A 26,593-nucleotide genomic window follows, 5' to 3' on the forward strand; every position below is an offset into this window, starting at 1 on the left:
GATCGAAATCCTGCCGAAACTGCCGCCCCGTAGCGTTGGAGAGCACACCACTTCCACGGGAGGCTGCCGTGCCGACGTTGAGGGTCAGACAGGTCCCCTGGAGCAACCCCGTGGGTCGGGGTCTGCGGGAGGCGCTACGCGCGGAGACCGACCGCGGCCGGCCGGCCTCCGCCGCGGGGACGGAGGACGACGGCGTGGACGTGGTGGTCTTCCTGATCGTCTACGAACTGGCCACCGGACAGCCGGTCGGCTGCGGCGGACTGCACCTGCGTGCCGACGGGAACGCCGACGTCGCCCACCTCTACGTGCTGCCGTACGCCCGGTGGTCGGGGGTGTCCTCCGCCATCACGAAGGAGCTGGCCTCCTGGGCGCAGGCGCACGGCCTCGCGGTCGTCGGTCCGGACGGTGCCCTCGCGCGGACGGCCGCACTGCGCCTGTAGCCGCGATCACCACGCCTGTCTGTGGAGGGAACCACGGGCCGGCGCCTCCGTGTCCTCGTGGAAGCACCTCTGTCCTGGTGGCACGGGGACGGCGGCACCGAGGGAGTGGGCTCCGTTGCGGGGCCCACTCCCTCGGCATTCCGCGTCGTGCGCCGGCCATGTGCGATGACCGTGTGCGACGACTACTTGCGTGGGGCGCCCAGATCCACGGGATCCTCATCCGTCAGGTAGGCGAACTCGGAGTGCGCGGCGAGGTCGATGCCGCGCAGTTCGTCTGCCTCCTCGATCCGCAGCCCGATGGTGCGCTGCAGGACCTGGGCGATCATCCAGGTGACGACGAAGGAGTAGGCCAGCACCGCGACGGTCGCCAGCGCCTGGACGCCCAGCAGCTCGAAGCCGCCGCCGTAGAACAGGCCCGAGACGCCGTTGGGGGCATCCGCCGTCGCGAACAGGCCGATCAGCAGCGTCCCGAGGACGCCACCGACGAGGTGCACGCCGACGACGTCGAGCGAATCGTCGAATCCCAGGCGGAACTTCAGTTCGATTGCGAGGGAGCAGACCGCGCCGGCGATCGCACCGATGGCGAGGGCGCCCATGGGGCTGACCGCGCCGCAGGCGGGAGTGATGGCGACCAGCGCGGAGACCAGGCCCGAAGCGGCGCCCATGCTGGTCGCGGCGCCGTTGCGGAGCCGCTCGACGGCGGCCCAGGCCAGCAGGCCCGCGGACGCGGCGACGGCGGTGTTGAGGAAGACCACCGACGCGGACTGTCCCGCGGAGAGCGCGGAGCCCGCATTGAAGCCGAACCACCCGACCCACAGCAGGCCGGCGCCCACGAGGACGAGCGGGCGGCTGTGCGGCCTGGCGTGGTCCACCTTCGGCCAGCCGTGGCTGCGGCCGAGGACCATCGACAGGGCGAGGGCGGCGATCCCGGCGTTCATGTGGACGGCGAGGCCACCGGCGAAGTCGATCGCGCCGAGGTTGTTCGCGATCCAACCGCCCACCACCGAGCCGTCCTCGGAGCTGAAGGCGAAGACCCAGTGGGCGATCGGGAAGTACACCAGCGTGGCCCAGGTGCCTGCGAAGATCATCCAGGCGCCGAACTTCATGCGGCCGGCCGCCGCGCCGGCGACCAGCGCCGTCGTCACGCAGGCGAAGAACAGCTGGAAGGCCGCGAACAGGATCGGGGGGATGGGCGCGGAGGGGTCCTCGGCCAGCAGCTGGCCCAGCCCGGCGTATTCCGTGACGTCCCCGATGAGGCCCAGTCCGCCGATCGAGTTGCCGAAGGCCATCGAGTAGCCGAACAGGGCCCACAGCACGGCGACGAGGCTCGCCCCGCCGAAGCACATCATCATCATGTTGAGGATGCGGCGGGACCCCACCATTCCTCCGTAGAACAGGGCCAGGGCCGGGATCATCAGGCAGACGAGCGCGGTGCTGGCGAGAATCCAAGCGACGTTTCCAGAATCCATGGGGAGTCCTTTCCGTGACAGCGCCTGGGCGTGCCGGACGGGACTGGGCCCGGCATCACACTGCGGGTGCATACGGAACCGGGACGGCACGCCGCGCTGAGCAATGGTAGGCAGCGCCAGGTTTCAGCCTCGGGCGGGTCCCATTAACTCTGGGTTACGCCGAGTCCCACCCCTAGCCGCCGGCCACGGACTGCATGATCATGACCGTGGCACCCGCGGGAACGGCTGTGGCCAGGCCGTCCAGGCGGCGCACGTCCTCGCCGTCGACGTAGATGTTCACGTAGCGCCTCAACGCCCCGGTCTCCTCGCGGATCCGCTGGTCGAGCAGGGGGCGTCCCTCGCCCAGTCCGTCGAGCAGCGAGGCCACGTCGCCGTCGTCGGCCACGCTCATGCGGACCGCGCTGCGCCCGTCCACGTACTGGCGCAGGGGCGTGGGGATCAGGACGATCACCGAGGGCATCGGGGATGTCGCGGGCATGGTGGCCACCGCTCAGGCGGGCAGGACCGCGGCACGGACGGAGAGCACGTCCGGCAGGTGGCTCGCCACTTCCTGGAAGGTGCGTCCCTCGTCCGCGCTCGCATAGACGAACCCGCCGCGCGTCCCGAAGTAGACCCCGGGGACCTCGGCCGTGTCGACGCACGCGGCATCGCGCAGCACCGCGTTGTACTCGGCCTCCGGCAGTCCGGCGCCGCTGCCCTCCCACGTGGCCCCGCCGTCGTCCGTCCGGTGCACCTGGAGACGCCCCTCGGGCGGGATGCGCTCGCCGTCGGCCTTGAGGGGGATCACCCACGCCGTGCCGCTGCGGTGCGGGTGCGTGAGCATGACGAAGCCGAAGTCGGCCGGAAGGCCCTCGGCGATGGACTGCCAGGAATCACCGCGGTCGCTGCTCGCATAGACGCCGTGGTGGTTCTGGGCGAACAGGCGGTCGGGGTCGACGGCGTCGCGGGCCACCTTGTGAACGCACTGGCCGAACTCCGGATCGGGATCCGGCATGAAATACGCGCTGATGCCCTTGTTGCGTGGTTCCCAGGACGCTCCGCCGTCGTCGGAGCGATAGACGCCGCCCGTGCTCATCGCGACGTGGAGCGTGTCGTCGGCGGGGCTCGGAAGAACGGTGTGGGCGGCTGCGCCCCCGAAGCCCGCACCCCATTCGCTGCGGTGCGGGTGGTCCCAGAGGCCGCGGTTCAGGGTGAACGTCTCACCGTGGTCGGTGGATTTCCACACGGAGATCGGTTGGCAGCCGGCCCAGACCACGCCGGGGCGGTCCTCCGCGTCCGGCTGGATCTGCCAGATCCGCTCGAGGGCGGCGCCGTCGTCGGCCCCGAACCGGATCCCGCCCTCCTGGGGTTCCGCCCAGGTCTCGCCGAGGTCGTCGGAGTGGGCGATGCACGGGCCGAAGTGCCACGACATCCGCCCCGCGAACAGGCGGGTACGTCCGCCCCGGGTGTCGATCCCGACGCTCGGTATCTCCTCCATCAGGAATTTCGGTCCGGAGAGTGTCCACTCCCGCCGGTCGATGCTCGACGCGAGCCACAGCCCTTTCTTGGTGCCGATGGCAAGGAGCGTTGTTCCTGGTGCTGGCATGTGTTCCCCCGTGCATGGGAGCGGCCGAGAAACCGCGCGTGTGATGCATGTCACTTGGGACCCTGCCACCGGCCACTCGTTTTGTACAGGGCCGGCTACCCCCTTTTGTCCGAATTCGGAGAATGGACCCGGGCGCTGTGCCAGAGTGGATTGATGCGGTCGCTGGGGAGCGGATATCACGTTCACCTGGAGGCACCGTTGCGTCAGATCGACCTCGGGAACCCCGCGCCGTCGCGGCTGTGTCCCGGTCCTAGGCATGCACCCCGCGCGCGTCGGCACTGCGTGGGCAAGCACTGCGTCGAAGTGCGCGACGGGTTGCTCGTTCTCTGGTGGGCACGCGGTTCGGTACTGAGCCTCGCGGACGTCCTGGCCGCTTACGAGGGGGTCCGCGGACTGTCGGACGGCTACGTCCTGCCGCTCGTCGTCCATCTGCAGGGTCTGGGCGGGATCGCGCCGGCCGGCCGGATGGTCATCCTCGAGGGGTCCCTGACCTCATGCATCGCCTTCGTCGGCACGGGGCCCGTGGACCAGGTCATCGCGGCTTTCCTCGCGCATGCGCGGTCGGAGACGCGCTATTTCGAGAGCGCCTCCGACGCAGAGGCCTGGGCTCACGGCATATCGCCCGGGACGTCGATGTCGCCGTGAATCACCCTGTTCTCCGGCACCCGGGAAAAGGCGGGCAGTCCGCCGCCCGGGACCGGGTGGAAAGTGTGCGCCCCGGGTGACCGTAACGGTTCTACCCGGGGCGAGGACTACCTCAACGGCTCTCGTTGTAGGCGTCGATGATGGACTGCGTGATCCGCCCACGCGAACTCGGATTGAATCCGTGCTCCTCGGCCCACTTGCGGATCTGCTGCGTGTCCTCGCGCTTCGCGCGGGAGGATGACGCTTTCTGGCCGGCGGACTGCTGCTTGCCGGAAGTCGCCTTACGCCCCTTGTCCACATAGGCGGACAAAGCGCTACGCAATGATTCTGCATTCTGCGTTGTGAGGTCTATCTCATAATCGGTGCCGTCGAGGGCGAATCGCACAGTCTCCTGTGCTTCTTCGCCGCTGAGGTCATCGACCAATTGCACCTGTACCCGCTGGGCCATCATTTTCTCCTGTGTCATCCGAAGTCCACATTGTCAGCCCCATTGTTCCGACTCTATCCCGAAGAGCAGTGCGGGCGGGAGGAATCCCGAAATTCGTGCCATTCGTCGGGAATACGCGAATGGCAATTTCGACCCACGGGTGTCGGTGTGTTATCCACCGGTCGGGTCACGTGGCTGCGGCGCCGTCGGCCTTGAACGCACGGACCACCGCATCGTGCGGCACCCGCTCGTGGAGCCGGGTCACGCCGCCCATGTCCTGGATGCGTTCGGCCAGCCGTCGCGCCCAACGGTGCTCCAGGACGAGCAGGAGGCCCACCTCGCCGTTGGCGACGGACGAGGAGGCGAGGGCTACGTCCCGGTCGCTGAGCAGGGTCATCGGCGACGGATGTGCCAGCAGGTCCTGCAGCGATGCCGGCAGGCCGTCGTCGACGTCCGCGAAGGACAGGGTGCCGTCGCTCCCGCGGGCGATGAGCACGATGTCGATCAGCGCCACGGCTCCGCTGTCCAGGGCTTCGTGGAGGGCGTCCACCATGCCGGGATCGCCGTCGAGGGTCGGCGCGGAGAGGACCAGGACGTCCACGGAGCCAACCCTCATGACACCCCTCCCCGCCCGGCCGTTTCCTGCCTGTCGCTGTGATAGACGCTGCAATTGTGCATCGGTGCGGCGGGCGGATCGTCACCCGCGCGGGGTGACGATCCGGCAGACCGGGGACTTTGGACTCAGGCCTGAATCAGTTCGGGGGTGAATTCTTGGAGGTGGGCGCCATCAAGCCGGCGATGCCTCACCCGCTTCCCCGGGTGAGAACGCGGCAGGAAGTGCGACGCCGGACAGGTGGCAGGCATGAACAGCATCACCAGGGCCAAGACGACCATCCCCCCGACCGGCGCGCACGAGTTGGACCGGCCCCGGCTGACCACACGCCTCGACGCATTCAGGGAGGACGGGTGCCGCGCCATCACCATCGGCGCTGCTGCCGGCTCCGGGAAGACGACCCTTGCCGCCCAGTGGGCGCGGAGGCGGGTGGCGTCGGGGGATCACGTGGCCTGGGTCTCCCTCGATCCCTCCGACAACGCGTCGGGGCGCTTCTGGGACCTCGTGACCGAAGCGCTGGAACCCTCCGACGGACTGGCGCCGGGCCGTTGGCCTCCACCCCCGCCGACAGCAGCGGCGCGGATCGGGTGGCTCGATGGCCTTCTCGATCATGCAGGCGGAGGCACCGTGAATTCCGTGCTGGTGCTCGACAACTGTGAGCACCTGCGCGACACCGGGCTGCTCCTCGAGGTGGACTACGCGATCCAGCGCGCGCCCCAGGGATTCATGGTGGTCCTCTGCGGCCGGCAGCTGCCGGAGTTGCCCTCGTTCTACCGGCTGGACCTCGACGGCGCCCTCGGGCGGATAGGGCAGGAGGACCTGATGCTGCGGCGGCGGGAGATCGCCCGGTTGTTCTCGGCCGCATGCCCCGACGTGGACCCGCTCCTCGAAGCGACCGAGGGCTGGCCCGCCGCCGTCGTCCTCGCCCACGTGATGGCGGAGGGCGACGCTCCCGCCGCTGCGGACACGGCCGGGGCGTCCTACCTCGACCGGCTGTGCGGGCAGCTGTTCCCCTCCTTCCCCGAGGACGTCCGCGCCGCCCTCGCCGTCATGGCGTTGATCGAACCCTTCACGGTGGACGACCTGTGCACGGCGCTCGCCAGCACGGACGCACCGCGGGTGTTCGACGCTGCGGTCCGGGCCTCCGGTCTCGTCGTCCCGGCGGACACCCCGGGGTCCTTCCGGCTGCATCGCCTGCTGTCCAGGTGGCTCCTCAGCGGAGGATCGGGTGCTGCAGCGATCGACCGTCCCCTGGTGCACGCCCGGATGGCGCGCCGTCGCCTCCGCCAGGCGCGCCACGCGGAGGCGCTCGCCCATGCGGGCAAGGCCGGCGACGCCCGGTTGCTGCGTGACGTCGCCGCCGTCTCGGGGCTGCACCTGCTATGGAGCAACGACCTCACCGCCCTGGAGTCGATCCTGCGCGACCTGACATCCGTCGAATCGGTGGAGCTCGGCCTGCTCGACAGCCTCCTTTCCCTCGCGAACGGCGACCCGGCCGGCGCCCGCCTCAAGCTCGAGCACATCGACCACGCAGATCCCGAGGGTGGCCTCACGGTGCCGTTCAGTGCGCTGCGGACCGGGCTCGAGGCGCAACTCCTGCTCGCCCGGGGGCGCCCGGAGGAGGCCCTCCAGCATCTCCGGGGAGTGTGCGTGGCGGATCTGCCACCCGACGTCGGGCTCTTCGTGTCGAATGTCCTCTCGGCCGCGCTGATCGCGACCGCACGCCTGGACGAGGCCGTCGCCGCTGTGAGGGCCTGCGTGGCAGCCGCCGATGAGCGGGACAACCCGGGCGCCCGGATCGACGCCCACATCACCCGTGCGGCGCTCGCCGCAGCCCTGGAGGACTTCACGCCCGCGACACGCGACGCCTGGACCGCCATCAGGGAAGGGGAGCTGCACCGGCTGCGCTACAGCCCGCGGCTCCGGCCCGCCCACCTCACGATCGCCTGGGGCGCCTACCACCAGCTCGACGACGACGCCGCGCGGTTCCACAACGCGTTCGTGTTCAGGGGTACGGCGACCCCGCCGATGGTGGCTCACTCCGCGTCGAAGCTCGGCCTCATGCTCTCCTTCGCCTCCTCGGCGAGACCCGTCGAGGTGGCCGTGGCTCTGCTGGACAGGATCCGCTTCGACCTCGCGCACGGCGCACAGCCGCAGGAACTCGCCGTGTGCTCGCTGCAGGTCGCCGAGATGATGCTGTCCCTGCGCCGCGTGGACGACCTGACGATGCTGAAGGTGGATCTGCGCAGATACCAGGGCATCAGCGGGGAGCTGCAGGTCATCTCGGTGTGGGAGCACCTGCTGGCCGGACAGCTGAACCGCTCGCGGCAGCTGTTGACCCCGGTGACCTCCGAGTACGTGAAGTGCCACAGCAGGATCGGGATGACGACTGCCCTTGCGATGCTCGCCCGCCTGGAGCTGCTCGAGAACCGTCCGTTCAAGGCCAGGGAAGCCCTGGACCGCGCCCTCACCCTGGCCGCTGAGCGGGGATCCGTGCGGGGGATCGGCTTCGCCGGTGAGACCGTGCGGAGTGCCCTCGAGAAGGACCGGCACCACTACCCCCGCTTCACCCGGGAGGTGGACCTCCTGGTGAATCACCGGCGCCGACCGGTCCAGGAGATCGCCGGTCCACCCCTCACCCCGCGGGAGATCGAACTGGTGGCTCTCCTGCCGACCTTCGCGACCGTCGACGAACTGGCGCTGGACCTGCAGATCTCCACGAACACGGTCAAGACGCACCTGCGCGGCATCTATCGGAAACTGGGGGTCGGGACACGGCGGGAGGCCATCGCGGCGGCCGACAAGCTCGGCCTGCTCGCACCCACCCCGGCGCCGCTGCGCGTCCTGCGGAGCGCGGCGGCGCATTAGGGGTCGTCACCCTTCCGGGGTGAGCGCCGGTGGAGAACCGCCACGCCGGGTGAGGCCCTGCATACCATGCTGGGACATCGGGGGCCGAGGACAGGACGTGCCGTGGACATCAACCTCTGGGAGATCGTGTGGGTGGTGTTCGCCACCGCCCTGTTCGCCGCCTATCTGGCCTTCCTCTTCATCGTCCTCATCGACATCTTCAGGAACGAGTCGCTCTCCGGCGGGTCGCGCGCGGTCTGGGTGGTCCTGCTGGTGCTCATCCCGTTCCTCGCCTCCCTCGCCTACCTGTTCGCCCACGGCCAGACCATGGCCCTCCGCAGCGCCCGGGGATCCCGCCCTGATCCCGGCGCCGCAACGGTCCAGGAATCCCACGATCCGACGGCACAGGTCGCCTCGGCCCACGAACTGCTGCGCCAGGGCGCCATCACCCAGGAAGAATACGAGCGTCTCAAGCAACACTCGCTCCGGCAGGCATCCGGGACCTCCTCGACCGATGCCGCGCCACGCACGCCGGCCGGCTGATCGCCGGCCGGGAGGGGGAGACGCTGTGGACCTCGACGGCGCTTCACCTGATGGATCGGCCCCCACGGCTCCTGCCCGCCCGGCGGAGGTGACGTCGTCCGATCCCGTGCGGGCGCGGATCCCGACCCTTTTCGGGGTGGGCCTCCGGGTGACGGGCGGGGTCCTTACGGCAGTCTTCGTGGCCTCCGTGCTGTTCTCCCTGCGCTCGGTGATCATGTCCGTCTGCGCCGCCCTGTTCCTCGCGCTCGGCCTCAACCCACTGGTTCGCAGGCTCCGCCGCTCCGGCATGCGCCGGGGCGGTGCGGTCGCCGTGATCGGCGTCGCCGTCGCCCTCCTCGCCGCAGGCCTCGTCGCCCTCGTCCTCCCCTTCGTCGTCACGCAGGTGACAGCCTTCGTCCAGGTGCTGCCTGCGGCGATCCGCAGTGTCACCGAGGACGAGTGGTTCCAGCGGATCAACGAGCTGACGGGCGGTGCCCTGGTAGATGCGATGGAGTCCGTGGGGCAGGCGCTCGTCAGCCCCGAAGCCCTGACCAACATCGCCAACGGGGTGGTGGGGGCCGGCGTTGGAGCCGCGAGCGTCGTCTCGTCGGTGATCTTCATCGCCATCCTCACCCTCTACTTCCTGGCAGGACTGCCGCGCATCAAGCACGGCTTCTACGCCCTCCTCCCGGCGTCCCGGCGCAGGACCTCGGTGTACCTCACCGAGCGGATCGCCGAATCCGTCGGAAAGTACCTGAGCGGCATGGTGCTGCTGGCGCTCCTCAACGCCACCTACAGCTTCATCCTCCTGACCCTCACCGGGGTGCCGTTCGCCGCGCTCATCTCGATCGCGGCGTTCTTCGTCACGCTGATCCCCCTCATCGGCACCATCCTCACGACCATCGTGATGACCCTCGCGGCTCTGCTGTACTCGTTGCCCGCCGCCATCATCGTCCTGGTCGCCATGCTCATCTACATGCAGGTGGAGGCATACATCCTGACCCCGCGTGTGATGAGCAAGGCCGTCCAGGTACCCGGCGCGTGGGTGCTGATCGCGGCGACGGCAGGAGGCGCGCTGCTGGGCCTGCCCGGAGCCCTCGTCGCCATCCCGACCGCCGCGGCCTGCCTGCTGCTCGTCGACAACCTCGTCGTCCCGCTCCGCCGGATCCAGTAGCGCGGTCATCCCGCGCGGCCCGGTGCCCGGCCTGTCCTCCGCGACCGGCCGCTCGTCGATGACCGCTGGGGTGATCTCGAGCAGGGCGGACCGGCCGTCGAAGGAATCCTGCATGCCCCGAGCCTGGCCGCGGTGATGCACGAGCGGGAGGTGGTGGCGCGGAATTGCTCACGGCATCGATGGGTACGGGCCCCCCGCACCGTCTACTGTGTGGAAACGTCACCGCGAATCCCGGATCAGGAGCATCTCATGCGCAGACTCACAGCAGGCCTCTTCTCCTCCGTCGACGGCGTCGTCGAATCTCCGCACCTGTGGCAGTTCGACAGCTTCGACCCGGAACTCGGCGCCGGCATGGGCGCGATGATCGAGCGGGTGGACACCGTGCTGCTGGGCCGGCAGGGCTACGAGGAGTGGGCGGCCTACTGGCCGCAGGCCGGGGGGGCCGACCCGTTCGGCAGCTTCATCACGCCGGTGGAGAAGTTCGTGGCGTCACGTACCCTCAGCGGCGAGCTCGGCTGGACGAACGCCTCGCTCATGACAGCGCCCCTCGAGGAATTCGTCGCACGCCTGAAGGAGACCGACGGTGGGGACATCGCCGTCTGCGCCAGCATCTCCCTGGTCAGGCAGCTCCTGTTCGCCGGGTTGCTGGACTCGCTGATGCTGATGACGCACCCGGTCGTCGCGGGCGCCGGCCGCCGCCTCTTCGAACCGTCGGATCCCGTCACCAGACTGGAGCTGCAGGAGACGAGCGTCACCAGCAAGGGCAATGTCCTGACCTCCTACGGCCTCCGCACCCGCGAGGCGGCGGCAGGACACGCCTAGACTGCTGGTCATGGCCGTCCTGATCGATCCACCGACCTGGCCCGCGCACGGAACCGTGTTCTCCCATCTGGTCTCGACGGCGTCACTCGAGGAACTCCACGCGTTCGCAGCGGCCGCGGGCATCCCCCGCCGTGCCTTCGACGAGGACCATTACGACGTCCCGGCCCGGCGGTACCGCGACCTCGTGGTGCAGGGTGCGCAGGAGGTCACGGGGGCCGACCTCGTGCGCTCGCTGATCGCCAGTGGACTCAGGGTCCCGGCCCGACGGCGGGCTCCGAAACTCCGCGCCGCACTGATGTCACGCTGGGAGGTGCTGATGCCGGGCGTTCCCGGCCTCGGCGGGGAACTGCTCGACCGCTGGTCCGAAGCGCACCGCGAGTACCACACGCCCACCCACCTGCTGGGGGTCCTTGAAGGGCTGGACCTGCTGCTGGAGCCGACCGATGAACCCCTGCGCCGCGTCGTGATCCTGGCGGCCTGGTTCCACGATGCCGTGTACGAGGGGATCGCCGGCCAGGACGAACGTGCGTCCGCTTCCCTCGCCGTACAGCACCTCGAGGGCTCCATGCCCGACGCCGTCGTCCGGGACGTCGAGCGCCTCGTCCTCCTGACCGCGGCGCATGATCCGGCACCGGGGGACCGCGCGGGCCATCTCCTGTGCGACGCCGACCTCGCGGTGCTCGCCGGTACCCCGGAGGCCTACACGCGCTACGCCGCAGCGATCCGCGGCGAGTACCGGCATCTTCCCCAGGATGCATTCACCGCTGGTCGGCGTGCTGTCCTGCAGCGGCTCCTGACACTCGAGCCGCTGTATCGGACGGCGATCGCGCAGGCGGAGTGGACCGGGCCGGCGCGCAGGAACCTGGCGCAGGAGCTTGCATCGCTGTGACCCCGGTCGCGTGGCCCTGTCCGGGCTCCGGCGATGCCCCTACGATCACGTCATGGGATCCGTGGATGACGCCCTCGCGGCGCTGGAAGAACCCGCACGGGAGTGCCTGCGCACCGTGGTGGCCACTGCCCGGGGTGCCCGGCCGGACGCCGTCGACGGGGTGAGCTATGGCATGCCGGCTCTCATCCTCGCCGGGAGGCCGCTGCTTGCGGTGGCCGCCACCGCCAGGCATCTCTCGCTGTATCCGTTCTCCCCGCGGGTGATCGATGCGGTGGAGCCGCGGCTCGAGGGGTTTTCCCGGTCGAAGGGGACCATCCGATTCACGGCGGACCATCCGCTCCCGGAGGGCCTGGTCCGGGAGATCGTCCGCCTGCGGAGCCTCGAGATCGCCGGCTCGTAGCAGGGCTCCGATTCGTGGCGCAACCCCGCACCGACGGGAGGAAACAGCTTCCCCGGCCGCATGGCCGGGTGCCACGATGAGTGATCGAGGATGGCCGGCACACACGCCGGCCGCCTTCCGGGCGGTCAGGAAGCCGGCCGCCGGAGCACCCTGTCGCATCGCCGTCCGGGCGGCGGCAGTCGATCGGCTTCCAGCCCCCGTCCGGGCCATCCGAAGGAATCTGCCAATGCAAGGTCTGCACACCCATACCGCGATGAGACACGCGGATCTCCCCCTGCCGCTCGTCTGGGACCATCTCCAGAACCTGGGCGGCTCCACCGGCCGGCTCGAGGTCGACGCCTACCTCCACGGGATCATGACCCTCCCGTGTGACGATCGCAACATGGTGGCGCAGGCCGTGAACGAACTGCTCGACGATCTGGCGGCGACGGGCCGCAGGGCCTGTTGCCGGGCCCCCTACTGTGCCGACGACGACGACGACACGACAGGTCGCGGCGCGCGGGCCTACCCCTCGTGCAAGGTCTCCGTCCGCGGCCGCTGGGGACGCCTGGTCACCACGCCGGGCCGCCCCGCCGCGCCTGCCGGGCGCCGGCCCCAGGGGCTGTCATCACTGCCGCCGCTCCGCCGGGACCGCTGACGGCGCCTGCCCCACCACGACGGTCGTGCCGATCTCATCGAGGCTTCGGGACCAGGACCGGAAGCCCGCGTCCTCCAGGAGTCGGACGCACTGCACCTCCTGGTCCTCGGCCACCTCGAACAGGAGATGGCCACCGGGCACCATCCAGTCCCGCGCGTCGCGTGCCACCCGCCGCTGGATGTCGAGCCCGTCCGGCCCGCCGTCGAGGCTCGACCGCGGCTCATGCACCCTCGCCTCGTAGGGCAGCAACCGGAGGCGATGGGCGGGCACGTACGGCGTATTGCACAGGATCGTGTCGATCGTGCCCCTGAGCGCCGTGGGCAGCGGGTCGAAGAGGTCGCCCTCGTAGCACTCGGCCTGCACGCGGGCCAGATTGCGTCGCGCGAACCCGACCGCGGCGCCCGAGATGTCGGAGGCATGCAGGCGGAGGTCTTCGACGGCGTCGGCCAGTGCAGCGGCGAGCGCGCCGCATCCGCAGCAGAGATCCAGGACGGTGGCGCCGGGGAGGGTCAGCTCTGCCGCCCACCGCACGAGCAGGGCGGACCGCTGTCGGGGGATGAACACACCGGGTCCCACGTCCAGCTTCAGTCCGCAGAACTCCACCCAGCCCAGGATGTGCTCGAGGGGATGGCCGGCCATGCGCCGTTCGAGCATGATCGCAAGGGCTTCGTCGGATGCCCCGCTGCGGGCAAGCAGGCGTGCCTCGTCCTCGGCGAACACGCAACCCGCTGCCCGGAGGCGTGCCGCGAGTTCTTCCTCGTCAGGGCGGGTCGGGGTGGAGCGGCCGTTCGACGGATGCATGGGACGGCCCTTCGGAGATCTGACCGGCACCACGAGGATAGCGGTGATCAGGGGTCCGTGTCGCCGGCCGACCGCGCGGGGGATCGATCCGACATCGATGGGGCGCGTCGGCCTGCTCGACGGCACGGCGCCACGGGTGCTTGGCCGGGCGCCGGCTGCTTGACCCCCTGCTGCTGCCCCACGTCCGTGCAGGCACGTCCATGTGTTCAGCGTCCGTCCACGGACTCGGTCCGGGTTGTCCGCTGCGTGTTCCTAGTGTGCGCCGCGCCCCTCGAGGATGCCGCGAGGGGGATCACATCCCTCCTCCTTGACATCGAGGGCAGGCTGTCTGTCGATGACGAGGTCCTGTGCGGCGTCGCCGCCTCCATCCTGCAGTCCCCGGGTCAGGGGCCGGCGACGATGCATTTCCAGTAGCCGCTCAGCGCTCCGCCGGGCGGTCCGCGAGGGTCACGTCCACCGTCTGCGTCTCCGCGCCCCGTCGGATCCGGACCTGGACCGTCTCACCCGGATCGTACTGGCGCAGCGCTGACAGGAGATCTTCCGGTGCGGAGATCTCCTCGTCCCCGATCCTGGTGATGATGTCCCCCGGGCGGATGCCGGCGTCGTCGGCGGGCCCGCCCTGCGACACGGACAGGACCGCCACTCCCGTGGTGTCCTCGAGGTTCAGCTGCTCGGCGATCTGGGGCGTGATGGGCCCGGGCGCCAGTCCCATGAACGCGTGCTCCGCCGTGCCGTCCTTGCGGAGTTCCTCCGCCACCTCCGTGGCGACGGAGGCGGGGATCGCAAAACCGAGGGCGACGGCGCCCTGCGAGGGCGGGATGTAGGCCTCGCTGATGCCCATGATCTCGCCCTGACCGTTCACGACGGCGCCGCCGGAGTTGCCGGGGCTGATGGCCGCGTCCGTCTGGATGAGGTCCACCAGCGACTGGCTCGTCGCGGCCGAGCCGGGGATCTCCCGATGCAGGCCCGAGACGATGCCCGATGTCGCGGTGTTCTCGAAGCCGAGCGGGGACCCGATGACGACGGCGAGCTCACCGATGCGCGGCAGTTCCGGCTGGAACGTGGCGGCCGGGAGGTCGCTCCGGTCCGCCTGCACGAGGGCGAGGTCGGACACGGTGTCCGCGGCTTCGACCGTCCCGGATACCCGCTGGCCGTCGGCGAAGGCCACTTCGACCTCCTCGTTGCCGCGGATCACGTGCTCGTTGGTGAGGATGAGTCCGTCCTCCGTGTAGATCACGCCGCTGCCGAGTCCCTCCCTGGTGAAGATGGTGACGACCGAGGGCTGCACGGCGTCGACGATGTCGGGGATGCCCATCTCCTCCGGGGCTCCCGATCCGCTGGAGCCGGAGTTGGAGCTGGAGGTGGAGCCGGAGCGGGCGCTGGAGGAGGCGGTGCCGCCCGTGCCCGGTGACGGGGTGCTTGCGCCGCCCTCGCTCTGCGCCGGCGACGGGCTGTCGGAGCCCCCGCCGGTATCCGTGCAGCCGGTCACGGCCAGCAGGAGGGAGCAGGTCAGGGCGAGCAGGGGAGCGCGGGTTCCGGCGTTCCGAGTCATCAGTGGTCCTCTCTGCGGTGGGCGGTCGCCCGGCAGGCCCCCGCCCGGTCGCTGCCTGAAACGCTACGAAGCGCCGCAGCCCGTGACAAGGGCCCAAAGGGCCAGGCGGCGGCCCGGTGCGGCAGCGCGGGAGTGGGGTGCCCCCGCGGACGGGTCAGAAGCGCCCGTCGGTGTCCTGGTCGCGTCGGCGGAGCGGATTCTCGCGCCAGTCCTGGCGGTCGGAGGGGTCCGGGCCGTAGCCGGGGCGCAGCAGAGGTTCGTCGGGATCGTCCTCGGGGTGCGGCTTGCGGGGTGCGCCCGTGCGATGGGTGAGCCAGTATCCCCACCCGATGCAGGCCGCCGCGACGAGGATGATCAGCAGCCCGATGGCCAGGAGGAGTGGCGCCTCTTCGGGCGCCGGCGTGCCCGTCGACGCGGCCCGGGCGAAGTCCGAGACCGCCTGCGGGACGAAGAGCGTGCTGACGAACAACAGGACGAGGCCTGTCAGGTACTGCTTGACGCCGAGTTTCATGACTTCCCTGGGTGTCCTCGCGGTCGGTTCGGGGCTCCTCCCAGCTTAGGCCCTGGCGCCCGCACCCCTACGCTGGACTGGTGCGTCAATCCCTGCCCAGCAACCGCCGGCTCAGCCGCAGTATCCTGCGGCTCGCCGTCCCGGCCCTGGGTGCGCTGATCGCGGAGCCGCTCTTCCTGCTCGCCGACTCGGCGATCGTGGGTCACCTGGGCGTGGAGGAGCTCGCCGGCGTGGGCCTTGCGTCCACGGTGCTGCAGACCGCCGTCGGTCTGATGGTCTTCCTCGCCTACTCCACCACGCCCGCCGTCGCCCGTCTGCTCGGTGCCGGGCGCCTGCCCGAGGCGCTCGCGGCAGGGCGCGACGGCGTGGGCCTCGCCGTCGTGCTCGGGGTCCTCCTGTCCGCCCTCGGCTGGGCCTCCGCTCCGCAGTTGGCGTCGCTGATGGGCGCCGAGGGGGCGGTGCACGCCTTCGCCGTCGACTACCTCCGCTGGTCGATGCCGGGACTGACAGCCATGCTGGTGGTGCTCGCGGCGACCGGCATGCTGCGCGGGTTGCAGGACACGCGGACGCCGCTGATCGTCGCGGGGGCCGGGTTCGGCGTGAACATCGTGCTCAACTACCTGCTCGTCTACGGCGCCGGGATGTCGGTGGCCGGGTCCGCGCTCGGGACGAGCATCGCCCAGTGCGGCATGGCGACCGTCTACCTCGTGATGATCGTCCGCGCGTCGAGGGGGCAGCGGGTGCCACTGGCGCCGTCGCTCCGCGGCATCCGGCGAACCGCCGGCGTCGGGTCCTGGCTCATGCTGCGCACGCTGTCGCTGCGCGTCGCGATCCTCGCGACCGTGTTCGTCGCGACCGCGCAGGGGCCCCTCAGCCTCGCCTCCCACCAGCTCGTGATGACCGTCTTCACCTTCCTCGCCTTCGCCCTCGACGCCCTCGCGATCGCCGCGCAGGCCCTGATCGGCAAGGAGCTCGGTGGAGGGAACCGGCCGCTCGCGGCGGCCCTCACGGGGCGCATGATCACATGGGGCGTGGGGTTCGGCGTTCTCACCGGCTGCCTGCTGGCGGCCGTGGCGCCCTTCATCGGATGGATCTTCACCCCGGATCCGTCGGTCCAGGCCGCGTTCACGGCCGGTCTGTGGGTGCTGGCCGCGTTCCAGCCGGTCTGCGGTCTCGTCTTCGTCCTCGACGGCGTCCTGATCGGGGCGGGCGACGCGCGCTACCTGGCGATCGCCGGCGTCGTGAACCTGGCGGTGTACCTGCCGTTGCTGGGTCTCGTCGGGATGGCGGACCTGACCGGCGGGGCGGGCATCGTCTGGCTGTGGCTCGCCTTCGGCGGGGGCTACATGCTGGCGCGCGCGGCGACGCTGGGGTGGCGGGTCCGGGATGATCGCTGGATGGTGACAGGGGCGACGCGGAGCGTGGTTCGGGAGGCCTAGCCAGGACGAATCCGGATCAGCCTGGCTGCTGCAGTCCTTCAGCGGTACCGACCTGCTCCATGAGGTGCTCCTTGATCGTCCTGTCGAGTGGTGATGCGTCGACGGCGATCCGTGCGCGGTCCAGTTGGGCGCGGAGGGTCCGGGTATGCGTGCCGAGGCTCTCGGCGTAGCCCGCACTGAGGGTGATCTCGGTGAGCATGTCGATGGTCCGGCTTGCCGTCCGGGGGTCCGTGAACGCGTAGGTGATGACCTGGTCCATGACCAGCTCGAGCAGCTGTGCGAAGGTCGGGAAGACCAGCCGGGCCCGCGCTTGCCCGGCTTCGTCGCAGAGCGTCGCCGGCCCTGTATCCCTGGTGGTGAGGGAGCAGAGGAGCGCGGAGATGTGGCTGAGTGCATGGACGGCGGTCGTGGGGTCGTTGATGCCGGGTGAGAGCGCCTTGTCGGTCACATCGAGGAGTTGTTGCAGGCCGAAGGACGGATCCTGCGTGGACGTGCGTTCGAATCCCGTCCTCAACGCCCGGGACGCTGCCTGCTCCAGGCCGGTCAGCCGATCGCCGGACAGCGGGGTCCCATTCGTGCTCCACAGCTGCGCGACGGGTATCCCCGCCACGAGCGACGTGCCGGGTACCGCATCCATGGCGATGAAGGCGTCGTGTTCCACGGCTGCTGCCACGAGGTCCGCGTCCTTGACCCGGATGAGGAAGCCGGAGGACGGAGCCTTCAACGGCGACGGCGTGGTCCGCGGCGACGGTGCCTCCTGGGTGCGTGGTCCCTGATCGGGGAACACCCGGTCCAGGGTGCCCTCGGCCTCCCGATGGACGTCCCGCAACATGGTCTCGACGCGGATCTGTCGTGCAAGGTGGGCCAGGAAGAGCACCAGTGCGACGACGGTCGCGATCGACAGGGCGAACGCGGTGGTCACGGCGATCTCCGGGACGAAAGCGTCGCCGGCGCTGGTCTCCACCCGGATGCTCCGAAGCACGGTGAGAGCGAAGACGAACGTCGCCAGGAACAGGGCGAGGGTCCAGTGGACAAAACGGTCACGCGTGAAGGTGCGCAGGAGCCGGGGGGAGAACTGGCTGCTCGCGAGCTGCAAGGTGACGACGGTCAGGGAGAAGGTCAGCGACGTCACGGTGATGGTCGAGCCGGCGATCGTCTCGAGCAGGGACCGCGCAGCTTCAGGGCCTCCACCGAACAGGACGCCCGAGACTGCCGGCGGCATGCGGTCGTCGAACTGCCCGTCGAGGAAAGGGAGAGCCTGTCCGAGCCCGAGAGCGATGACCGTCGCGGCGAGCGGCACGGGCCAGAGCTGGGAACGCAGGGACTCCCGTATGGACTCTCTATCCAGGTTCATGCTGCCCAGTCTGGTTCATGGAGGCCATGTCCCGTTCTCCCCCCTCTCCGTGTGCGCTCAGCCCGTCACCGGTGGTGTCCGGTGCAGTACCCGCCCACCTGCGTTCCCGACCACACAATCCTGACCGTTCCACCCCCGAGATCGGCGGGGTAACAGGGTAGTTGCGATTGCGCAACGGTAGCCGAAGAAGGGTCACGATGCCATAACGCCGGTTGTCTCGCAGTGAGAAGCATGCTTACGGTCTATGAGGGAGCGGCATCACCCAACCCCGGAAAGGCCGACCACACGGACAGGAACGGCCCAGGTCCCGGGGTCGTCCGAAGCATCCTCGAAGACGTCCGAATGTCGTCGTCGAGGGTCCGGTCGGAGGACACGGTGACGACCTCCCATCAGCACCTGCACACCGATCTCCGCACGTCCCCCGATCCCGCAAAGGAAACCTTCATGCTTCCGCGCCGCCAGCAGAGCTCGACCACCTACCGGCACCACCAGCCTCCGGCAGGGCGGCCAGGCGTGTCCGCCGCCATCCTGGTCGCCGGTCTCATCGCCCTGACAGGATGCGCCACCGGCGGCGAGGACAACTGGAACTCGACGGCTGTCGGCGATGACAAAAGCGTCGGAGCACTGGACCTGCGCAGTGTCCTGCTGGTCGCCGCCGAAGACGGGGGACCAGCCAGGCTTCTGGGTACTTTGGAGAACAACACCGACCAGCCCATCGAGGTCACCATCAGCGATGAGGACGAGGAGACAACGCTGACCGTCCCCGGTGACGGCAGCATCGGCCTGGACACGGATGAGACCCTCCTGCAGAGTGCCGGAGACGCGCCCGGCGCTCGCACGACTCTCACCGCGACCACTGACGAGGGTGACGTCGAGCTCCTGGTCCCGGTCGTCGACGGGACTCTCGACCCCTACGAGCCATACCTGCCCGAATAACCGGTCCGCGGTTGCTCCTGGTCCTCTTTCATCGATGAAGCGGGGCGACGGATACTGGTGGCCATGACCGATCACGGGACATCCGACCGCGAGATCGACGCGGTGATGCGCGCTTCACGCGCCCTGATTGCCGTGGTTGCGACGTCCCTGGCCGACGTGGAGCAGCAGGTCACCCCGGCCCAGTTACGGGTTCTGGTGCTCATTGCCAGTAGGGGACCCCAGACCCTGGGGTCTGTGGCGGAGGATCTGAAGGTGCATGCTTCCAATGCGAGCCGCACCTGCGACCGTCTGGTCGCCGCCAGGATGATCGAACGCGGCGAAATCCCGACCGACCGGCGGTTCCTCCAGCTCCGCCTCACCGACACCGGGACCCACTTCCTGGCCGGTCTCATGGCGCATCGCCGGGGAGCCCTCGCAGAGATCGTCGCAAGGATGCCCGCCGAGGACCGGCGCGAACTGGGAACCGTCATGGAGTCGTTCGCTGAAGCGGCAGGAGAACCCTCCGATGAAGCGTTACCCGCGGTCCTCGGACTCGGTTTCCCCTGACGTCGAGGACCGCCGGGCGGTCATCGCCGGGACCCGGTCACGTTCTCCGTGAGGTCCTCGAGGCGGTCGAGCCCCAGAGCTTCGATGATGAGGTGGACGTGGCCCTCGATCGTGCGAAGGGGCAGGTGCAACGCCCGGGACATGTCCTGGCAGGTCAGGCCGCGGACGATCATCGCCGCGATCGACTCCTGCCGGTCTGTGAGAACGCGGTGCTGCACGGATTGCTCGTGCCGGGCACCGCTCTCCGATCCCGTCGAGCCGGGTTCCGACCACAGGGGACGTGGAGTGAAGGCAGGCAACATGACGCGACTCCTCAGGGGCAGGTGAATACCAGTGCCACCGGGGTCTGGGTGCCAGCCTCAACCCTCCGTCATGCGCGTCCGCCCGTCAATTAGGGTGTGGTGGTGGACGCGGTGATGCGGTTGGAGGGACTCTGGGCTGGGGTCTTGAACATTTGGGTCTTTCGAACGGAGGTCGGGCTATGGTGGAGTCAGTTCTTGGTGAAATTCAGTGACCATCGGCGGATCACCGAAGGGCTTTCAGAGCGATGAATGCCTGCGGCCGTAGGGCCGAAGCCAACGACCCGAGAGCCACCATGCAGAACGCACCCCTATCCCCAGCCCTGCCTACCTGTGTCCGGTGTTCTGTCGTCGCGGGGGCGGGTGGTTGGGTGTGTTGAGTGTTGAGGGTAGTGCTGATTTGTGTGCGGTGTTCCTGACGGAGTTGCCGGTGACCGGTGCTGCGATGTCGATTTTCATGGGGACCGCGAATGAGACGCGGGTGGGTGCCACGGATGAGCGTGCGATCGCGTTGGATGAGGCGCAGTTCTCTGTGGGGGAGGGTCCGCGGTGGGATGCGATGCGGACCCGGGCGCCGGTGATGGTCCCGGATACGCATGCGGCTCATCTGACGTGGCCCGTGCTGGGTACTGCGTTGGCGGATGCGGGGGCGGCGGCGGTGTTCGTGCTGCCGATGCTTGTCGGTGCAGTGAATATCGGTGTCGTGGAGCTGTATCACACCCGTCCCGGGCCGTTGAGTCGGTCGAAGCTCCTGCATGCGGTGGCGTTGACGGGTAAAGCGTCGTGGTCGCTGATGCATTCGATCCTGGACGAGGGCCGCCACGGTCCGGGGATGATGGAGTCCGAGCCGTTGGCGCGGCGGGAGATCCACCAGGCCACGGGGATGATCCTGGTGCAGGCGGATGTGTCGGCCGCTGAGGCCCTGATGCTGTTGCGGGCGCACGCGTTCGCGCATGAGCAGTCCCTGGAGGACGCGGCGCGGGCGGTGATCGGCAGGAAGCTGACCTTCTCGGGGGAGCCGGATGCTGTGTCCGATAGTGCCGATGGTGAGGAACACTAGTGGAAGTACTTCTATATCCCCGCCATCAGGGCGACGATACGAAGCGGTGCCGGAGGGCAGAGCAATGGTGACCCGATCACGACCCGAGAAAGTCAGCACCGCATTCGTCCGGCTCGCCGATACCCTGGTCGCCGATTACGACGTCCTGGATCTGCTGCATACCCTCGCGGAGGAGTGCGTGGATCTTCTGCAGGTCGATCAGGTGGGCATCCTCCTGGCGAGCCCGCTGGGGGATTTGCAGGTGGTGGCGTCGACGAGTGAACAGTCGGAGCTCGTCGAGATCCTCCATTTGCAGGCGGGGGAGGGCCCGTGCATCGAGTGTTATCACTCCGGGGCGGTCGTGTCGATCGCCGATATCGCTGCGCTCGGTAAGTGGCCGGCGTTCCGGGAGGCTGCGCTCCGGCAGGGGTTCGCGTCGGTGCATGTGGTTCCGTTGCGGATCCATGACCGGGTCATCGGTGCGATGGGTCTGTTCTGTTCGGAGATCGGGGATCTGGCGCGGGAGGATGCCATGATCGCCCAGGCCCTGGCGTCCGTGGCCACGATCAGCCTCTTGCAGGAGCGGACGATCCGGGAGAGCCAGATCGTCAATGATCAGCTGCAGAGGGCGTTGAACAGCAGGATCATGATCGAGCAGGCCAAGGGCGTCATCGCCCAGATCTCCACCGTCACCATGGACGAGGCGTTCAATCGCCTGCGCAATCATGCCCGCTCCACTCACCAGACGCTGAACGACACCAGCCAGAAAGTCATCGACCGGACACTGCTCCTCTGAACCACCCCCTCGGCCCGACCGCTCCCCGGGACCGGTCGGGGGAAGACGGGCCCTCCGCGGTCAGGGACGGGTCCACGAGGCGCCCGTCGACGAGGTGGACCGATCCGTGCATGCTGGGCAGGTGCACGAGGTCGTGGGTGACGAGCAGCGTGGACGTGTTCAGTGTGTCGGTGAGACGCAGGATGAGCTCGATGATGTGGGCGCCGCGTTCCTGGTCGAGGGCGCTGGTGGGTTCATCGACCAGGAGCACGCTGGGATCGTTCATGAGTGCCCGCGCGATATTGACGCGCTGGCGCTGCCCGCCGGAGAGCTGATGAGGGCGCTTGCCAGCATGGTCGGCGAGGCCTACTGCATCCAGGAGTTCAGCGGCACGACCCGCGGCCTGTGCACGGTTGGTCCTGCTGTGTCTGCCTCCGAGTTCGTTCATGACGACGAGCTGTTCCTGCGCGGTGAGGGACGGAACGAGGTTGGATTGCTGGAACACGATGCCGATGCTGGTGCGCCGTAGCTCGGTTGCCTCGTCCCGGGTCAGTCGTGTGGCGTCGATGCCGTTGATGAGGACCTGCCCCGAGGTCGGCCGCATGAGGGTTGCCGCGACCGCGAGGAGGCTGGACTTCCCGGATCCGCTGGGGCCCGTGATGCCGGTGACCGTGCCGGGATGGCAGGTGAGGGACACGTCGTCGACGGCGGTGACGGTGCTGTCTCCGTCGGGAAAGGTCAGGGTGATGTTGTCCAGGCGGATCATCGGTTACTTCCCAGGGCGGTGAGCGGGTCGGCGGAGGTGACGGAGCGCAGGGCGAATGCTGCCCCGGCCAGGCCGAGCACGACCATGATGATGCCCGGAAGGGCCGTTGTGAGTGGGCTGAGGAGGAAGGGAAGTGCTGAACCTGCGAGAGCGCCCAGCAGCGCGACTACTCCCAGTCCGATGCCGATACCCAGGAACAGCACGATGAGAGCCTGGCCGAGGGCGTCCGTGATGAGGGATCGGGTACTGGCTCCGAGGGCCTTGAGGACCGCGACGTCGGCCTTCCTCTGCATGGTCCAGACGGTGAAGAACGCCCCGATGACCAATCCGGAAATGCCGAACAGCATGCCGATCATCAGCAGGAGGGATCCGATCTCGGACCGGAATGCGCCCAGTGCGGTGAGGGAGCCGAGAGTGGTCTTCGAGATCGTGGCCTGGGCGCTGTCGGCAGCGGCCCAGTCCGGGTCACCGGTCACGGTGAGGACGGTGGCGTAGGCATCGGCAGTGCCGGTGGCTGCCGAGTAGGACTGCCAGTCGTGCAGGGTCATGCGGACCACGGGGGTATGGCTGTACCAGCCGTCCCCGTCGATCGACTCCACGAGGTACGGGGTGCCCGCAATCGTGACGCTGTCACCGACGACCACCTCGAGGTCCTTCGCGGCTGATTCGGACAGTGACAGCAGCCCGTCGTCGGTGGGAGCGGTGGGATCGACGTCCGGTTGGACCCCGAACACGGCTACCGCCACACGGGTAGCGCCGGTCTCGGCGCGGGTCTGGCTGATCCCCACGGGCCGGGCTGTGGCGACACCGTCTGCGGCGGCCCAGGAGCGAGCCTGCTCCTCGGTGATCGTGGAGTCGGAGAACGACGGTTCAGCAGCACCACCCGGGGTGCCGGCCGGTGCCGAGAACACGATCCTGTCCGCCGGGAGGGCGAGGACGGCAGAGATGTTCTGGGTGGCCAGACCCCCGGTCAGGCCACTGAGGAAGCCGACGAGGACGGTGATGAGTGCAACAACGGACCCGATGAGGACGAATCGTCCCCGGGCGAAGCGGAGATCGCGTAACGCGACGAACATGGCGTCTACCTTTCCTGTCACCGGAAGTGGTGACAGGTTCAACTCTGCCGCTGCAGGACGGTTCATTCATCGGTCCCGAGATGGCTTCCTGCCGGTCGAAGGAATGGATCCGCGATCCTACTTTCGGACGATGAGCCGGATCTGTTGCACGCGTAGCATTCAGATCATGGCCCATACTGCTCTGACCCCGGTCTTCCTGGGGCTGCGTACCGGCCTGCACGCCCTGTTCGTCGTCCTCGCCGCCGTCGTCCTCGCCCGGGCTGTCCTCGTCCCGACCGACGCCAGTGGGGTCGTCGTCGTCCTGACGGTCCTCCTGGCAGTGGTGTACTGCCTGGGTGCGGTGGTCCTTCGACCTGCGCGCCCGATACCGAACGCGCGGGCGTCCGCCTGGTTGGGCGCGCTGTCGGTGCTGTGGCTGATCCTGCTGGCGCTCGGCCCTGACGCTGCGTACCTGGTCTTCCCCCTGTTCTTCCTCTACCTCCATCTCCTGGGCCGGTGGTGGGGATCAGCGGCGATCGTGGTGTCGACGTCCGTCGCCGTCGGCGCGCTGGGCATCCACAGCGGGTGGACCGTGGGCGGTGTCGTCGGTCCCTTCGTCGGGGCGGGCGTCGCCCTCCTGATCGGACTCGGCTATCAGGCCCTTGCCCGTGAGGCAGGGCAGCGGGAAGCGCTCGTCCGGGAACTGCTGGAGACGCAGGGCCGGCTCGCGGCGACCGAGCACGAAGCAGGAGTCCTCGCAGAACGAGCCCGCCTGGCGCGGGAGATCCACGACACCGTGGCGCAGGGACTCTCCAGTATCCAGATGCTGCTCCACGCGGCCGAACGCCTGGATCCGGACCGGCCAGGGATGGAACACGTCCGGTTGGCACGCGAAACCGCTGCCGCCGGCCTCGCCGACACGCGCCGGTTCATCCGTGAACTGACCCCACCCGACCTCGACGACGACGGGCTGGGCGGTGCCCTGCGCAGGCTCGCGACCACCCAGTGGGCCACACAGGGACTCGACGTCCGGGTACGCGTCTCCGACACGGTCGTCCTGCCGATGCACCTGCAGACCGCGCTGCTGCGCATCGCCCAGGGAGCCATTGCGAACGTCCTGCAACACGCGAACGCCACTACTGCCACCATCACCCTCGCTGTCGACGACGGTGTCCTGCGGTTCGCCGTCGTCGATGACGGAACCGGATTCGACCCCGGGGAACTCACCCGGGACACCGCACGCACGTCGGACTCGTTCGGGCTCCAGTCCACCCGTGAACGCGTACAACAGCTCGGGGGCACCCTCCTCCTCGATGCCGCCACCGGGCACGGGACATCCCTCACGGTCGAACTCCCACGTGAGGACGCGGCGTGATCAGGATCGTCATCGCCGATGACCACCCCATCGTGCGCGCAGGCCTGATCGCCCTGTTCAGCCTCGAGGACGACCTCCGCGTCATCGCCGAGGCGGCCACTCCCGACGAGGCCGTCCGTGCCGCCGAACGCGAATGTCCCGACGTCGTACTCATGGACCTGCAGTTCGGTACGCGGGCAACGTCCACCGGCGCTGATGCCACTCGGCGCATCAGATCCCTCGAAGCCGCCCCCTACGTTCTCGTCCTGACGAACTACGACTCCGACGCCGACATCCTCGGCGCCGTCGAGGCCGGCGCCAGCGGCTACCTCCTCAAGGACGCCCCGCCCCATGAACTGGTGGCAGCGGTCAGGGCCGCGGCCGCCGGCGAGAGCGCCCTCGCTCCGATCATCACCTCCCGGCTCCTCGACCGCCTCCGTGCGCCGGGCATCAGTCTCAGCGCACGCGAGATCGAGGTGCTCCAGCGTGTGGCTACAGGACACTCGAACAGTGACATCGCTGCGATCCTCCACATCAGCGAACCCACCGTGAAATCCCACCTCTCCCACATCTTCTCCAAACTCGACGTCACCTCCCGTACAGGCGCCGTCGCCACCGCCCGCTCCAAAGGGATCCTCCGGTAGCTCATCCCCATCGCTCCGCGTTTGTCCACCGCGGACGGGAGGGGGCGCGTGATGTCTGCGGATTAGTTGCACAAGGTAACGTGATCGATGGGTCGGCGTCTGTCGGGCTGATTCAGGCACTACATGGGGTTCCAGGAAGCGGCATCATGATCAGCCAGGACGTGCAGCAGTGGGTGGCTGTCCAGACTCTACGGACGGCGAATTTCGATGCGTCGTCCGTGTGGCTCACCTACGCGAGCCTCGGTGGCAAGCGCGACGTGCGCGAGGTGATCTCCTACCTCGAGGGTGGGGGGACCCTGCCGGTCCTCGATCGGGATCTCGTCGCGCACGCGTTCAACGAGATGATCGATGACTGCGATCTCCCGGTGGACGGAGCCCATTACAGCACCGACGAGGTCGCGGACGGGTCCGGTTTCGGGGACAACCTCCGTGTGCTGGTCCTGGACCCCGACGAGCACAGGTTCGACCTGCCCGCGGCGACGGCGCCCTACGGGATCTCCGCCGATGGCGAGGAGATCGATGCCACTGCAGAGCAGGATGAGGATGCCGAGTACCGGCGGTGCCATGCCCTCCATGAGACGGGACTGCTGGACACAGGAGCGGAGGACCGTTTCGACCGCTACACGAAGAGGGCCCGCGAGCATTTCGGGGTGAGCTCTGCGTCGATCGCCCTGATCACCGAGGACCGGCAGGTCATCAAGTCCGTCGTCGGCCCGATCGGGCAGGACCTCCCACGCGACGTCGCCCTCTGTTCGCGCACCATCGAAGCCTCCCGGGTACTGGTCATCACGGATGCCAGGACCGATCCCGAGTACTGTGATCACCCGCTCGTCGTCGCCGGCCCTCACGTCCGCTTCTATGCCGGCTTCCCGATCACGACCGCCGACGGCTGGCGGATCGGAACGCTGTGCCTCATCGATGACCGCCCGCGCTCCTTCAGCGACGACGACGCGCTGGACCTCCAGCGTATGGCGCTTGATCTCGAGATCGAGATCTGGGTCGGCGACACCGCCTAGGAACGAGGGTGCTTCACCGCTACCGTCCGATGGTCG

General features: G+C 68.9%; 29 protein-coding genes. 17 read left to right on the forward strand and 12 right to left on the reverse strand.

From position 1 onward, the window contains the following. Window positions 1-77: 77 nt before the first annotated feature. Window positions 78-440, forward strand: coding sequence for a GNAT family N-acetyltransferase (locus IWX63_RS09090; RefSeq protein ID WP_199277853.1), 363 nt, complete (start codon window positions 78-80; stop codon window positions 438-440). A 182-nt stretch (window positions 441-622) separates the two neighbouring features. Here the strand turns inward: IWX63_RS09090 and IWX63_RS09095 are convergent, their stop codons facing one another. The 3 genes from IWX63_RS09095 to IWX63_RS09105 form a co-directional block, all read right to left on the reverse strand. Next, window positions 623-1,909, reverse strand: a complete 1,287-nt coding sequence (locus IWX63_RS09095; protein ID WP_199277854.1) for an ammonium transporter — start codon at window positions 1,907-1,909, stop codon at window positions 623-625. A gap of 172 nt (window positions 1,910-2,081) precedes the next feature. Next, on the reverse strand, window positions 2,082-2,387 hold the full coding sequence (locus IWX63_RS09100) for a MoaD/ThiS family protein (protein WP_199277855.1): 306 nt from the start codon (window positions 2,385-2,387) through the stop codon (window positions 2,082-2,084). Window positions 2,388-2,399: 12 nt separating this feature from the next. Next, window positions 2,400-3,494, reverse strand: a complete 1,095-nt coding sequence (locus IWX63_RS09105) for a WD40/YVTN/BNR-like repeat-containing protein (RefSeq protein WP_199277856.1) — start codon at window positions 3,492-3,494, stop codon at window positions 2,400-2,402. A gap of 303 nt (window positions 3,495-3,797) precedes the next feature. Here IWX63_RS09105 and IWX63_RS09110 point away from each other — a divergent pair, with 303 nt between their 5' ends. Then, window positions 3,798-4,139, forward strand: coding sequence for a hypothetical protein (locus IWX63_RS09110; RefSeq protein ID WP_199277857.1), 342 nt, complete (start codon window positions 3,798-3,800; stop codon window positions 4,137-4,139). Between the two features lie 112 nt (window positions 4,140-4,251). Here the strand turns inward: IWX63_RS09110 and IWX63_RS09115 are convergent, their stop codons facing one another. Continuing rightward, a complete protein-coding gene (locus IWX63_RS09115; RefSeq protein WP_334685757.1) occupies window positions 4,252-4,605 on the reverse strand; it encodes a histone-like nucleoid-structuring protein Lsr2 in 354 nt (117 codons plus the stop codon). A gap of 148 nt (window positions 4,606-4,753) precedes the next feature. Further along, the gene (locus IWX63_RS09120) at window positions 4,754-5,182 is read right to left on the reverse strand and encodes a DUF6325 family protein (RefSeq protein ID WP_199277858.1); all 429 of its coding nucleotides are present in this window, start codon (window positions 5,180-5,182) and stop codon (window positions 4,754-4,756) included. A 246-nt stretch (window positions 5,183-5,428) separates the two neighbouring features. Here IWX63_RS09120 and IWX63_RS09125 point away from each other — a divergent pair, with 246 nt between their 5' ends. The 7 genes from IWX63_RS09125 to IWX63_RS09155 all read left to right on the forward strand — a co-directional run bounded on the left by IWX63_RS09125 (window position 5,429) and on the right by IWX63_RS09155 (window position 12,470). Beyond that, window positions 5,429-8,047 carry a LuxR C-terminal-related transcriptional regulator gene (locus IWX63_RS09125; protein WP_199277859.1) on the forward strand — a complete coding sequence of 873 codons (2,619 nt, stop codon included), beginning with the start codon at window positions 5,429-5,431 and terminating at the stop codon, window positions 8,045-8,047. A 102-nt stretch (window positions 8,048-8,149) separates the two neighbouring features. Beyond that, window positions 8,150-8,569 carry a PLDc N-terminal domain-containing protein gene (locus IWX63_RS09130; protein WP_199277860.1) on the forward strand — a complete coding sequence of 140 codons (420 nt, stop codon included), beginning with the start codon at window positions 8,150-8,152 and terminating at the stop codon, window positions 8,567-8,569. Window positions 8,570-8,594: 25 nt separating this feature from the next. After that, complete coding sequence (locus IWX63_RS09135; RefSeq protein ID WP_199277861.1) at window positions 8,595-9,722, forward strand: AI-2E family transporter; 1,128 nt, start codon at window positions 8,595-8,597, stop codon at window positions 9,720-9,722. A 249-nt stretch (window positions 9,723-9,971) separates the two neighbouring features. Beyond that, window positions 9,972-10,544, forward strand: coding sequence for a dihydrofolate reductase family protein (locus tag IWX63_RS09140; protein ID WP_199277862.1), 573 nt, complete (start codon window positions 9,972-9,974; stop codon window positions 10,542-10,544). 10 nt (window positions 10,545-10,554) lie between these two features. Further along, window positions 10,555-11,433: a DUF4031 domain-containing protein gene (locus IWX63_RS09145; RefSeq protein ID WP_199277863.1), complete on the forward strand. Its 879-nt coding sequence runs from the start codon at window positions 10,555-10,557 to the stop codon at window positions 11,431-11,433. Between the two features lie 52 nt (window positions 11,434-11,485). Continuing rightward, the gene (locus tag IWX63_RS09150) at window positions 11,486-11,833 is read left to right on the forward strand and encodes an iron chaperone (protein WP_199277864.1); all 348 of its coding nucleotides are present in this window, start codon (window positions 11,486-11,488) and stop codon (window positions 11,831-11,833) included. Between the two features lie 226 nt (window positions 11,834-12,059). Then, on the forward strand, window positions 12,060-12,470 hold the full coding sequence (locus IWX63_RS09155; RefSeq protein WP_199277865.1) for a hypothetical protein: 411 nt from the start codon (window positions 12,060-12,062) through the stop codon (window positions 12,468-12,470). Here IWX63_RS09155 and IWX63_RS09160 read toward each other — a convergent pair. The 3 genes from IWX63_RS09160 to IWX63_RS09170 all read right to left on the reverse strand — a co-directional run bounded on the left by IWX63_RS09160 (window position 12,441) and on the right by IWX63_RS09170 (window position 15,334). Further along, on the reverse strand, window positions 12,441-13,271 hold the full coding sequence (locus IWX63_RS09160; protein ID WP_199277866.1) for a putative protein N(5)-glutamine methyltransferase: 831 nt from the start codon (window positions 13,269-13,271) through the stop codon (window positions 12,441-12,443). The two genes, IWX63_RS09155 and IWX63_RS09160, sit on opposite strands and share 30 nt — an antisense overlap. 418 nt (window positions 13,272-13,689) lie before the next feature. Beyond that, window positions 13,690-14,823, reverse strand: a complete 1,134-nt coding sequence (locus IWX63_RS09165; protein WP_199277867.1) for a S1C family serine protease — start codon at window positions 14,821-14,823, stop codon at window positions 13,690-13,692. A 154-nt stretch (window positions 14,824-14,977) separates the two neighbouring features. Continuing rightward, window positions 14,978-15,334: a hypothetical protein gene (locus IWX63_RS09170; protein ID WP_199277868.1), complete on the reverse strand. Its 357-nt coding sequence runs from the start codon at window positions 15,332-15,334 to the stop codon at window positions 14,978-14,980. Between the two features lie 80 nt (window positions 15,335-15,414). Between IWX63_RS09170 and IWX63_RS09175 the strand changes: the two genes are divergently transcribed. Continuing rightward, window positions 15,415-16,773, forward strand: coding sequence for an MATE family efflux transporter (locus IWX63_RS09175; protein ID WP_199277869.1), 1,359 nt, complete (start codon window positions 15,415-15,417; stop codon window positions 16,771-16,773). A 16-nt stretch (window positions 16,774-16,789) separates the two neighbouring features. Here the strand turns inward: IWX63_RS09175 and IWX63_RS09180 are convergent, their stop codons facing one another. Continuing rightward, complete coding sequence (locus IWX63_RS09180; RefSeq protein ID WP_199277870.1) at window positions 16,790-18,127, reverse strand: DUF2254 domain-containing protein; 1,338 nt, start codon at window positions 18,125-18,127, stop codon at window positions 16,790-16,792. A 375-nt stretch (window positions 18,128-18,502) separates the two neighbouring features. On the opposite strand from IWX63_RS09180, the gene IWX63_RS09185 reads away from it, so the two are divergent. Both IWX63_RS09185 and IWX63_RS09190 read left to right on the forward strand, forming a co-directional pair. Further along, on the forward strand, window positions 18,503-19,063 hold the full coding sequence (locus IWX63_RS09185) for a hypothetical protein (RefSeq protein ID WP_199277871.1): 561 nt from the start codon (window positions 18,503-18,505) through the stop codon (window positions 19,061-19,063). Window positions 19,064-19,126: 63 nt separating this feature from the next. Then, window positions 19,127-19,609, forward strand: coding sequence for a MarR family winged helix-turn-helix transcriptional regulator (locus IWX63_RS09190; protein WP_334685791.1), 483 nt, complete (start codon window positions 19,127-19,129; stop codon window positions 19,607-19,609). A 20-nt stretch (window positions 19,610-19,629) separates the two neighbouring features. Here IWX63_RS09190 and IWX63_RS09195 read toward each other — a convergent pair whose 3' ends face one another. Next, window positions 19,630-19,911 (reverse strand): LuxR C-terminal-related transcriptional regulator, encoded by a 282-nt coding sequence (locus IWX63_RS09195; protein ID WP_199277872.1) that lies wholly within the window; start codon window positions 19,909-19,911, stop codon window positions 19,630-19,632. Between the two features lie 406 nt (window positions 19,912-20,317). On the opposite strand from IWX63_RS09195, the gene IWX63_RS09200 reads away from it, so the two are divergent. Both IWX63_RS09200 and IWX63_RS09205 read left to right on the forward strand, forming a co-directional pair. After that, window positions 20,318-20,968, forward strand: a complete 651-nt coding sequence (locus IWX63_RS09200; RefSeq protein WP_334685758.1) for a GAF and ANTAR domain-containing protein — start codon at window positions 20,318-20,320, stop codon at window positions 20,966-20,968. 64 nt (window positions 20,969-21,032) lie between these two features. Further along, window positions 21,033-21,743, forward strand: coding sequence for an ANTAR domain-containing protein (locus IWX63_RS09205; RefSeq protein WP_199277873.1), 711 nt, complete (start codon window positions 21,033-21,035; stop codon window positions 21,741-21,743). Here the strand turns inward: IWX63_RS09205 and IWX63_RS09210 are convergent. Both IWX63_RS09210 and IWX63_RS09215 read right to left on the reverse strand, forming a co-directional pair. Then, window positions 21,718-22,488 (reverse strand): ABC transporter ATP-binding protein, encoded by a 771-nt coding sequence (locus IWX63_RS09210; protein WP_199277874.1) that lies wholly within the window; start codon window positions 22,486-22,488, stop codon window positions 21,718-21,720. The genes IWX63_RS09205 and IWX63_RS09210 overlap by 26 nt on opposite strands. Next, window positions 22,485-23,564, reverse strand: coding sequence for an ABC transporter permease (locus IWX63_RS09215; RefSeq protein ID WP_199277875.1), 1,080 nt, complete (start codon window positions 23,562-23,564; stop codon window positions 22,485-22,487). Before IWX63_RS09215 ends, IWX63_RS09210 begins: the two co-directional genes overlap by 4 nt. 166 nt (window positions 23,565-23,730) lie before the next feature. Between IWX63_RS09215 and IWX63_RS09220 the strand changes: the two genes are divergently transcribed. From IWX63_RS09220 to IWX63_RS09230, 3 genes are all read left to right on the forward strand, one after another. After that, the gene (locus IWX63_RS09220; protein ID WP_199277876.1) at window positions 23,731-24,918 is read left to right on the forward strand and encodes a sensor histidine kinase; all 1,188 of its coding nucleotides are present in this window, start codon (window positions 23,731-23,733) and stop codon (window positions 24,916-24,918) included. Beyond that, window positions 24,915-25,541, forward strand: coding sequence for a response regulator (locus IWX63_RS09225; protein WP_199277877.1), 627 nt, complete (start codon window positions 24,915-24,917; stop codon window positions 25,539-25,541). Before IWX63_RS09220 ends, IWX63_RS09225 begins: the two co-directional genes overlap by 4 nt. A gap of 146 nt (window positions 25,542-25,687) precedes the next feature. Then, window positions 25,688-26,557, forward strand: coding sequence for a GAF domain-containing protein (locus IWX63_RS09230; RefSeq protein WP_199277878.1), 870 nt, complete (start codon window positions 25,688-25,690; stop codon window positions 26,555-26,557). The last annotated feature ends 36 nt before the right edge of the window (window positions 26,558-26,593 follow it).

The organism is Arthrobacter sp. CAN_A2, from assembly GCF_015752045.1.
Lineage (GTDB): Bacteria > Actinomycetota > Actinomycetes > Actinomycetales > Micrococcaceae > Arthrobacter_D.